The organism is Actinoallomurus rhizosphaericola (genome assembly GCF_024055675.1).
Taxonomy (GTDB): Bacteria; Actinomycetota; Actinomycetes; order Streptosporangiales; family Streptosporangiaceae; genus Actinoallomurus; species Actinoallomurus soli.
Map to the genome: position 1 here is coordinate 19,186 of NZ_JAMXMW010000038.1, position 9,411 is coordinate 28,596.

Here is a 9,411-nt window from a genome sequence, read left to right on the forward strand (position 1 = left end):
TTTGACGGGCCCGGTACTTACGCCACCGCCGTGAATCCACCTGCCCCGGCTTGGCGCCCGCCGGGCGACGGCACGCCGCCGTTGTTTGGCGCCTTTGAGGTGCAGGTGGGCGCCGGTCAGCGGGGGGCCTTGCCGGAGATGCCGACGCCGAAGTCGAACTCGCGGTAGACGCGCGCCCAGAAGCCCTCCCGCAGCCAGTCGCGCGCCTCCTTGTAGGGGCGCAGCGAGTGGCCGAGCTCCTTCTCGCCCTCGATCAGCAGCTCCTTGTCGATGACCGTGGGCAGGATCGGGCCGGGCAGCAGGTCGCGGATGTTGTCCCGGCCGCGGGTCAGGATCCACTTGTGCGCGATGTGCTCGCCGATCTCCTCGACGCGGTCGCGGCTGGGGCCCAGCTTGGCGACCGGGCTCGGCTGCGCCGGGCGGACGGGCGGCGGGGCGGGCCTCGGCGGCCGGGTGCCGAAGACCGCGGTGGGCGACGGGATCGGCGGCGTGACGGGCGTCTCCGCGGCCGGCTCACGTGAGGTGTCGAGGGTGAAGTACGGCTTGACGAAGTCGGCGTTCACCACGTCGACGGTGTCGGACTCCCAGATGAGCCGCTCGGCCTGGTTCGTGCCGTACGGCGGCTCGACGCCCCACAGGTGGATGAGGACCCCGTAGGTCTGCGCGGCCTCCACGGCCGGGAGCATGTCCTCGTCGCCGGCCAGCAGGATGGCGTCGGTGACGGCGCCGTGCCGGGCGAGCGTCTCCAGGTCCTCGCGGATCTGGGCGTCGACGCCCTTCTGCTGGTTGTGCTTGTTGAGGTTGCCCAGCCGGAGCTTCACCTGGGGCAGCGGCGCCACGACCCGCTGGTCGATCGTCGGCACGCGGTCGCGAGCGGCGTCGAACCAGTAGATGCGCAGCAGCTCTTTGTCGCGCAACGCGGCGCAGGTCTTCGCGCGCTCCTGGAGGGCCTTGATGAGGCCCTCGGCGTCCACCCGGTAGGAGCGGCGGGAGGAGACGCCGAACAGGAGGTCACCCGCCGCGGCGTAGAGGTACCCCACGTCTACGAGGATCGCGTAGCGCGGCAGCGGCGACGGTTGAGACACGGACTCGCGAACAGTCATCACCTATGACTTTAGGTGAAGATCAGCCCCGCGTCCTCGGTTGTGCCGCCTTTCTGGCCGTTCAACGGCGCTTTCGCATGTGAGCGGCTCATCGGCGGCCGACACGCCGCTCTCCGGTCGCCCGGTAATCCCGAAACGGCACGGGCCGTTATCCGCGCGCAGCGCTGTGATCGACGTAACGGAGCGCACGGCGAGGACATCAGGCGAACACGCCGTAGGATCGACTACGAGACGTAGTACTACGAGCCGTAGTAGATGAACGGGAGGGCGCGGGCATGAACCCGCTCGACATCGCCCGGTGGCAGTTCGGGATCACGACCGTCTACCACTTCCTCTTCGTACCGCTGACCATCGGCCTGTCCGCGCTCGTCGCGGGCCTGCAGACGGCGTGGGTGCGGACCGGGAACACGGGCCACCTCCGCGCGACCAAGTTCTGGGGGAAGCTCCTCCTGATCAACTTCGCGATGGGAATCGTCACCGGCATCGTGCAGGAGTTCCAGTTCGGGATGAACTGGAGCGCCTACTCCCGGTTCGTCGGTGACGTGTTCGGCGCGCCGCTGGCCCTGGAAGGACTGCTCGCCTTCTTCCTCGAGTCGACCTTCCTCGGCCTGTGGATCTTCGGCTGGGACAAGCTACCGAAGAAGATCCACCTGGCCTGCATCTGGATCGTCTCCCTAGGAACGCTCCTGTCGGCGTACTTCATCCTCGCCGCCAACTCCTGGATGCAGCACCCGGTCGGCTACCACCTCGACCCGGTGACCGGGCGGGCCCGGCTGACCGACTTCTGGGCCGTGCTCACCAACTCGACGATGCTCGTCGCCTTCCCGCACACGATCACCGCGGCGTTCGTCACGGCGGGCCTGTTCATGGTCGGCATCAGCGCGTGGCACCTGGCCCGGCACCGGCACGTCGAGGTCTTCCGGCCGTCGCTGAAGATCGCCCTGGCGGTCACGCTGATCGCCTCGCTCGGCGTCGCCGTCACCGGTGACCTCCAGGGCAAGGTCATGACGAAGCAGCAGCCGATGAAGATGGCCGCCGCCGAGGCGCTGTACAAGACGGAGCAGCCCGCGTCGTTCTCCCTGGTCACCGTCGGCACGCTCGACGGCCGCAAGGAGGTCTTCAGCGTCAAGGTCCCGCGGGTCCTGTCGTTCCTCGCCACCGGCCACTTCGACGGCAAGGTCGACGGCATCAACGACGTGCAGGCCGCCGAGCAGGCGAAGTACGGCGCCGGAGACTACCGGCCGGTCGTCCCGGTGACCTACTGGAACTTCCGGATCATGGCCGGCATCGGGTTCCTCACCGCGTTCCTCGCCCTGCTCGGCCTGTGGCTCATGCGCCGCGGGCGGCTGCCGCGCAATCGCTGGGTGTGGCGCGCCGGCGTCCTGTCGCTCGTCCTGCCGTTCGTCGGCAACTCCGCGGGGTGGATCTTCACCGAGATGGGCCGCCAGCCCTGGTCCGTGTACGGCGTCCTGAAGACCTCCGCGAGCGTCTCACCGGGCGTCTCGGCCACGTCGATGCTCATCTCCGTCCTCTCACTGACCGCGCTCTACGCCGTGCTGATCGTCATCGAGACCGGGCTGATGCTGCGGTACGTCAAGGCCGGCCCGCCCTCCGAGGAGGACGTCGCGCCGCCCCCGCCCGGCGACGACTCCTCCCCCGAACCGTCGCTCACCCTCGCCTACTGACCTACTGACAAGGGGTTGTGCCATGGAGGCCACGACCGTCTGGTTCGTCGTCATCGCCTTCCTGTGGACCGGCTACTTCTTCCTGGAGGGCTTCGACTTCGGCGTCGGCGTCCTGCTGCCGGTGCTCGGCCGCGGTGACACCGAGCGCCGCGTCCTGCTGAACGCCATCGGGCCGGTCTGGGACGGCAACGAGGTCTGGTTCATCGTCGCCGGGGCCGGGACGTTCGCCGCGTTCCCGGAGTGGTACGCCACCCTCTTCAGCGGGTTCTACCTGCCGCTGCTGGCGATCCTGCTCGCGCTGATCGTGCGCGGCGTGGCGCTGGAGTACCGCGGCAAGCGGGACGAACCGCACTGGCGCCGCCGCTGGGACCGCGCCATCTTCGGGGGCAGCCTCGTCCCGGCGTTCGTGTGGGGCGTGGTCTTCGCGAACCTGAGCCGCGGGGTCCCGCTGGACGCCCGGCACGAGTACGCCGGCACCCTCACCGACCTGCTGAACCCGTACGCGCTGCTCGGCGGGCTCACCACGCTCACGCTGTTCGTGCTGCACGGCGCGGTGTTCCTGGCGCTCAAGACGGCCGGGGACGTCCGCGCCCGCGCCGTACGGATCGCCCGGGCCGCCGTGGTGGCCGCCATCGTGGTGGGCGGGACGTTCCTGCTCATCACGCAGCTGCAGCACGGCAAGCCCGTCACCTGGGCCACCGTGGCGGTCGCCGCCGCCGGCCTGGTCGGCGCGGCGGTCGCGGTCGCCCGCGGCCGCGACGGCTGGGCGTTCGTCGGCACCGGCACGGCCATCGTGGCCGCGGTCGTGACCCTCTTCGCGGCCCTGTTCCCGGACGTCATGCCGTCGACGATCGCCGCCGCGAACAGCCTCACCACGACCAACGCCGCCTCGTCCCCGTACACGCTCAAGATCATGACGATCGCGGCGGTCGCCTTCACGCCGCTCGTCGTCCTCTACCAGGGCTGGACGTACTGGGTGTTCCGCCGGCGCATCCACGCCTCGCACCTCCCGCAGCCGGCGCCGGAGCCGGCGAAGGACCCGGAGCCCGCGCGATGAGACCCTTCGACCCCCGGCTGCTGCGGTACGCCCGCACGACGCGGGCGTACCTGGCCCTGTCGGTGATCCTCGGCGCCGCGACCGCCGGCCTGGTCATCGCCCAGGCGGCGCTGCTCGCGGGCCTGATCAGCGACGCGTTCCTCGGCAGCGCCTCGCTCGCCGCGTCCCGTACGCCGCTGCTGCTCCTCCTCGCCGTCGTCGCCGGCCGAGCGCTGGTCGCCTGGCTGCAGGAAGTCGCCGCGCACCGTACGTCGGCCGCGGTGAAGTCGCGGCTGCGCGGGCTGCTGCTCGAACGGGCGGTGGCGCTCGGCCCGCGCTGGCTGTCCGGCGAGCGCAGCGGCGAGCTCGCCACCCTCGCCACCCGGGGGATCGACGCGCTGGACGCCTATTTCTCCCGCTACCTCCCGCAGCTCGTGCTCGCCGTGCTCGTCCCGGCGGCGGTGGGCGCGCGGATCCTGTTCGGCGACTGGCCGTCCGCGCTGACCATCGCCCTGACACTGCCGCTCATCCCGATCTTCGCGATCCTCGTGGGGCTGGCCGCCCAGCGGAGGATGGACCGCCAGTGGCGCACGCTGTCGCTGCTGTCCGGGCACTTCCTCGACGTCGTCGCGGGCCTGCCGACCCTGAAGGTGTTCGGCCGGGCGAAGGCGCAGGCGCGCGCGATCCGCGAGGTCACCGGCCGGTACCGCACGGAGACCATGGCGAGCCTGCGGGTGGCGTTCCTGTCCGCGCTGGTGCTGGAGATGCTCTCGACGATCTCCGTCGCGCTCGTTGCCGTCTCGATCGGCCTGCGCCTGGTCGACGGCGAGGTCGGCCTGCGGACCGCGCTGCTCGTCCTGGTCCTCGCGCCGGAGGCGTACCTCCCGCTGCGCCAGGTCGGCGCGCAGTACCACGCCAGCGTCGAGGGGCTCACCGCCGCCCAGCGCGTCTTCGAGGTGATCGAGACGCCGCTCCCGCGCCACGGCGCCCGTACCGACGTCCCCGACCCGGCGTCCGCACCGCTCCGCCTGGAAGAGGTCACGGTCGCGTACGAGGGCCGGGACGAGCCCGCGCTCGACGGCTTCTCGCTCGTCGTACGCCCCGGTGAGACCGTCGCCCTGACCGGGCCGAGCGGGTCCGGCAAGTCGACGCTGCTCGCCGTCCTCCTCGGCTTCGTCCGCCCGGACGCCGGGCGGGTCCTCCTCGGTGAGACCGACCTGGCCGACCTCGAGCCCGACGCCTGGCGGTCACGGGTCGCCTGGGTGCCCCAGCGGCCGTACCTGTTCGCCGGGACGGTCGCCGACAACATCCGGCTGGGCCGCCCCGGCGCCACCGACGACGAGGTACGGCGCGCGGCGCGCGACGCCGTCGCCGAGGAGTTCGTCGACGCGCTGCCCGAGGGATTCGAGACCCCGCTCGGCGAGCGCGGAACCGGCCTGTCCGCCGGGCAACGACAGCGGATCGCTCTCGCGCGGGCGTTCCTGCGCGACGCGCCGATCCTGCTGCTGGACGAGCCGACGTCCGGCCTGGACGCCGAGAGCGAGGCGGCCGTCATCGAGGCCGTACGGCGCCTGGCGGCCGGGCGCACGGTCGTCCTCGTCGCGCACCGCCCGGCCCTCGCCGACCTGGCCGACCGGGTCGTGCGCGTCGAAGGAGCACTGGAGGCGGTCGCATGACCTCCGTGACGGGAGCCGGCGCCCCGGCGCGGCCGGCCGAGGCGGCGGCAGCCGAGACGCTCGGGCCGGGCGAGCCGACGGAGGCGACGTACGGCGCCGGGCCCGCCGAGGCGAGGCGCGATGGCGGGCCGGCGAAGGCGCGACGCGCCGATGGGCCGGCGAAGGCGCGACGCGCCGACGGGCCGGCGAAGGCGCGACGCGCCGACGGGCCGGCGAAGGCGCGACGCGCCGACGGGCCGGCGGAGGCGAGGCGCGGTGGCGGGCCGGCGAAGGCGCGACGCGCCGACGGGCCGGCGAAGGCGCGACGCGCCGACGGGCCGGCGGAGGCGAGGCGCGGTGGCGGACCGGCGGAGCTGACGCGCGGTGGCGGGCCGGTGCTGCGGCTGCTCGCCGCCGCCCGCCCGGCGGGCGGACGGCTGGCGCTCGCCGCGCTGTGCGGCGCGCTGGCGCTGGGCAGCGGCGTCGGGCTGATGGCGACGTCCGCCTGGCTGATCTCGCGGGCCGCGCAGCACCCGCCGGTGCTGGTGCTGATGGTCGCGATCGTGGCGGTGCGGGCGTTCGGGATCGGGCGGGGCGTCTTCCGCTACGCCGAACGGCTGATCGGGCACGACGCGACGTTCCGGGTCCTCGCCGACCTGCGAGCCCGGGTGTACGAGCGGCTGGAGCGGCTCGTGCCGGCCGGGCTGCCGGACGCGCGCGGCGGCGACCTGCTGGGCCGGCTCGTCGCCGACGTCGACGCCGTCCAGGACCTCTACCTGCGGGTGCTGCTGCCCGCCGCGGCTGCCGTCCTCGTCGGCGGGGCGTCGGTGGGCCTCGCGTGGAGCCTGCTGCCGTCCGCGGGCGTCCTCCTGCTGGCCGGGCTGCTGCTGGCGGGCGTCGTCGCCCCGTGGCTGTCGGCCACCGCGTCCCGGCGGGCGGAGCACCGCACGGCCGACCTGCGCGGCGAGCTGACCGCGCAGGTGGTCGACGTGCTGCAGGGGGCGCCGGAGCTCGTGGCCTACGGCGCCGCCGCCGATCGGCTCGCCTCGGCCGCCCGCCTGGACGGCGGGCTCACCCGCGCGTCCGCCCGGTCCTCCGCGACGGCGGGTGCCGGTGCGGCAGTGACCGCGCTGGCCGGCGGCCTCGCCGTCTGGGGCGCCCTCGTCGTCGGCATTCCCGCCGTGCGGTCCGGGCGACTCGACGGGACGCTGCTCGCCGTGATCGCGCTGCTCCCCCTGGCGGCGTTCGAGGTGGTGGCGGGCCTGCCGCTCGCGGCGCAGCAGTTGCAGCGGGTCCGCCGGTCGGCCGCCCGCGTCTTCGCCGTCCTCGACCGCGAGGAGCCGGTGCGCGACCCCGCCGTGCCGGTTGCGCTCCCCGAGCCGCCGTACGAGCTGCGGGTCGCGGACGTGCGCGCCCGGTGGACGCCCGGCGGCCCGTACGCCCTCGACGGCGTCTCCCTGGACCTGCCGCCGGGCCGGCGGTGCGCCGTGGTCGGGCCGAGCGGGTCGGGCAAGACCACGCTGACCGCCGTGCTGCTGCGCTTCCTCGCGTACGAGTCGGGCCTGGTCACGCTGAACGGCGTCGAGCTGAGCGACCTGGCCGGTGACGACGTGCGCCGCGTCGTCGGGCTGTGCGGCCAGGACGCGCACCTGTTCGACACGACGATCGGGGAGAACATCCGGCTCGCCCGGCGGTCCGCCACCGACGAGGAGATCCGCGACGTGCTGCGCCGGGCCCGGCTGCTGGACTGGGTGGAGACGCTGCCGCGCGGGCTGGACACCCGCGTCGGCGAGCAGGGCGCCCGGGTCTCCGGGGGGCAGCGGCAGCGCATCGCGCTGGCCCGCGCGCTGCTGGCCGACTTCCCCGTGCTGCTGCTCGACGAGCCCGCCGAGCACCTGGACGTCGCGACCGCCGACGAGCTCACCGCCGACCTGCTCGCGGCCACCGAGGGCCGCACCACCCTGCTCGTCACGCACCGCCTGGCCGGGCTGGACGCCGTCGACGAGATCGTGGTGCTCGACGCCGGCCGCGTGGTGCAGCGCGGCGACCACGCGGACCTGCTGGCCCGGCCGGGGCCGTACCGCGCGATGTGGACCCGCGAGCGCCGGCACGACCACGCGCCGTGCTGACCGGCCACGCGTCAGCGCCGGACGCGTGCGGCGTCAGAGCCGGGCGCCTGATGAGTCGCGTCAGGGGCCGGGTGCCTGACGAGTCGCGGCGTCAGAGACCGGGTGCCTGACGAGTCGCGGCGTCAGAGACCGGGCGCCTGACGCGCGCGGCGTCAGACGCGGTCGGGTTCGGGGAGCAGGTCCTTGCGCATGTGGACGGCGTTCCGGCCGTCGATGCCCTCCCGGCCCGTCTCCCCGTAGCCGAGGGACTCGTACAGGCCGATGTTGGAGGTCATCTTCTCGTTGGTGTACAGCCGCACCGCGGGCAGCCCGAGCGACCGGGCGCGGAACTCGGCGAAGGCCAGGAGCCGGTGCCCCAGCCCCCGGCCCTGGCGGTCGGGGCGGACGGCGACGTTCTCCACGAGCAGCGTCTCCGCCTCCGGAACGAGGACGATCAACGCGTCGACCTCCTCGTACTCGAGGACGTACACGTACCCGCGAGAGATCAGCTCCGCGTAATCGGCGACGAGTGGCAGGGGTTCCACGCCGATCACCGGGATCCACGGGTCGTACGCCGCCTTGACGATCGCCTCTACCGCGTCCTGGTCGACGGCTTCGGCCAGCCTGATGCCCATGCCCTTCCCTAACCGTCAGATCGACGAGAATCATCCGAATCTACCCCACGTGACTCGGGTGATCGGATCGCAGGAGGAGTGATCGTGACCAAGGACGAGGTGGAATCGCTCACCGCCACCTGGCGCACACGCTGGGGCGGCGCACCCATCGCGCATCAATTTCGCGGCCGGTATGCGGATCGCTGGGTCCGGTTCCACAGTCTCCCGCAGTCGAAGCGGTATGCCGAGACGGAGGACGAGTACGACATCATCCTCGAACGGCATCACCGCGTGCTTGCGGCGCTCGGCGCGGACGACCGTCTCTACGTGATCGCCGGCTACTTCGAGAACACGCTCGGCCGAGGCGCCCCCGCGCCCGCTCATCGTGGCGCAGTCCCCTGGATGACGGTTCCGCCTAATGATTATTCGGGCTTCGTGATCCCGATGACGCTCTACGTCAGCGTGACCTCCCCTGCGCCGTCGAGCCTGGATCCGTTCCTGCGGACCGTGGCCGATGACGAGATCGCTTACGCGATCATCGCCCCGCTCGACCTCAGGTGGCTGTACCACCCCTATGACGGCGGGGCCGACGTCATCGCTCCGACCACGGACGACCGGGACGGTCTCAAGGCTCGCCTCACGGACTGGCTCTCGGCTCACCCCCTGGGTCTGTAGACGCCGGCGTCGCGGCGTTCAGCCGCCTCCCAGCTTCCCCACACCGGCGGGGACGGAGCTTTGCCGTCGGCATTGACGGAACAAAACGCGTGTTCGGCATGAAGCCCGGCCACAGCGGCGGCGAAGTGACCACAGCGACGGTGAAGCGGCATCACGGTGATCGGCCCACGATGCCCCCGGGGATGCCGGGAGGTGCACGGATGGACCCCAGCGACTTCGGCCGCTCACACCGCCATCGCCAGTTCGGCCGCGCGACAGGCGAACACCAGCTGCTGCGGGGTCGTGGCGAACAGGATCGGGTCGGGGGTGTGGAACCGGGCAATGGCCGTGTACTCGCGCCGGTACCAGCACCACATCACTAACCACTGACGGCACAGCCCCTGCAGTTCGGCGAGTTGAGCGGGGCTGGGGTCAGACATCCCTGGAGGTTGGATGTCAAGCGGCGAGGTCGTGGCTGTGGTGTGACCAGGCGGTTGCCTGGTCGTAGAGGGTGTGGGTTTTGAGGCAGCCGTGCAGGATGCCGACGAGGCGGTTG

8 protein-coding genes are annotated in these 9,411 nt (G+C 72.6%); 5 read left to right on the forward strand and 3 right to left on the reverse strand.

Annotated elements, in window-relative coordinates; translation table 11 throughout:
* Positions 1–116: 116 nt before the first annotated feature.
* Entirely contained in the window at positions 117–1,103 is a 987-nt protein-coding gene (locus NE234_RS43670) for an NYN domain-containing protein (protein ID WP_252787072.1), read from the reverse strand.
* A gap of 275 nt (positions 1,104–1,378) precedes the next feature.
* Here NE234_RS43670 and NE234_RS43675 point away from each other — a divergent pair, with 275 nt between their 5' ends.
* From NE234_RS43675 to cydC, 4 genes are read left to right on the forward strand one after another with little or no spacing between them, the layout of a single operon-like run.
* Positions 1,379–2,788, forward strand: a complete 1,410-nt coding sequence (locus NE234_RS43675; protein WP_252787073.1) for a cytochrome ubiquinol oxidase subunit I — start codon at positions 1,379–1,381, stop codon at positions 2,786–2,788.
* A 22-nt stretch (positions 2,789–2,810) separates the two neighbouring features.
* Positions 2,811–3,845 carry a cytochrome d ubiquinol oxidase subunit II gene (gene cydB / locus NE234_RS43680; protein WP_252787074.1) on the forward strand — a complete coding sequence of 345 codons (1,035 nt, stop codon included), beginning with the start codon at positions 2,811–2,813 and terminating at the stop codon, positions 3,843–3,845.
* Positions 3,842–5,500, forward strand: a complete 1,659-nt coding sequence (gene cydD / locus NE234_RS43685) for a thiol reductant ABC exporter subunit CydD (protein WP_252787075.1) — start codon at positions 3,842–3,844, stop codon at positions 5,498–5,500. Before cydB ends, cydD begins: the two co-directional genes overlap by 4 nt.
* A complete protein-coding gene (gene cydC / locus NE234_RS43690; protein WP_252787076.1) occupies positions 5,497–7,608 on the forward strand; it encodes a thiol reductant ABC exporter subunit CydC in 2,112 nt (703 codons plus the stop codon). The genes cydD and cydC overlap by 4 nt, the downstream gene beginning before the upstream one ends.
* A 152-nt stretch (positions 7,609–7,760) precedes the next feature.
* On the opposite strand, the gene NE234_RS43695 is transcribed toward cydC, so the two are convergent.
* Positions 7,761–8,222 (reverse strand): GNAT family N-acetyltransferase, encoded by a 462-nt coding sequence (locus tag NE234_RS43695; RefSeq protein WP_252787077.1) that lies wholly within the window; start codon positions 8,220–8,222, stop codon positions 7,761–7,763.
* 84 nt (positions 8,223–8,306) lie between these two features.
* Between NE234_RS43695 and NE234_RS43700 the strand changes: the two genes are divergently transcribed.
* Positions 8,307–8,876 (forward strand): DUF3885 domain-containing protein, encoded by a 570-nt coding sequence (locus NE234_RS43700; protein ID WP_252787078.1) that lies wholly within the window; start codon positions 8,307–8,309, stop codon positions 8,874–8,876.
* 224 nt (positions 8,877–9,100) lie between these two features.
* On the opposite strand, the gene NE234_RS43705 is transcribed toward NE234_RS43700, so the two are convergent.
* Positions 9,101–9,295, reverse strand: coding sequence for a hypothetical protein (locus NE234_RS43705; RefSeq protein ID WP_252787079.1), 195 nt, complete (start codon positions 9,293–9,295; stop codon positions 9,101–9,103).
* Between the last annotated feature and the right edge of the window lie 116 nt (positions 9,296–9,411).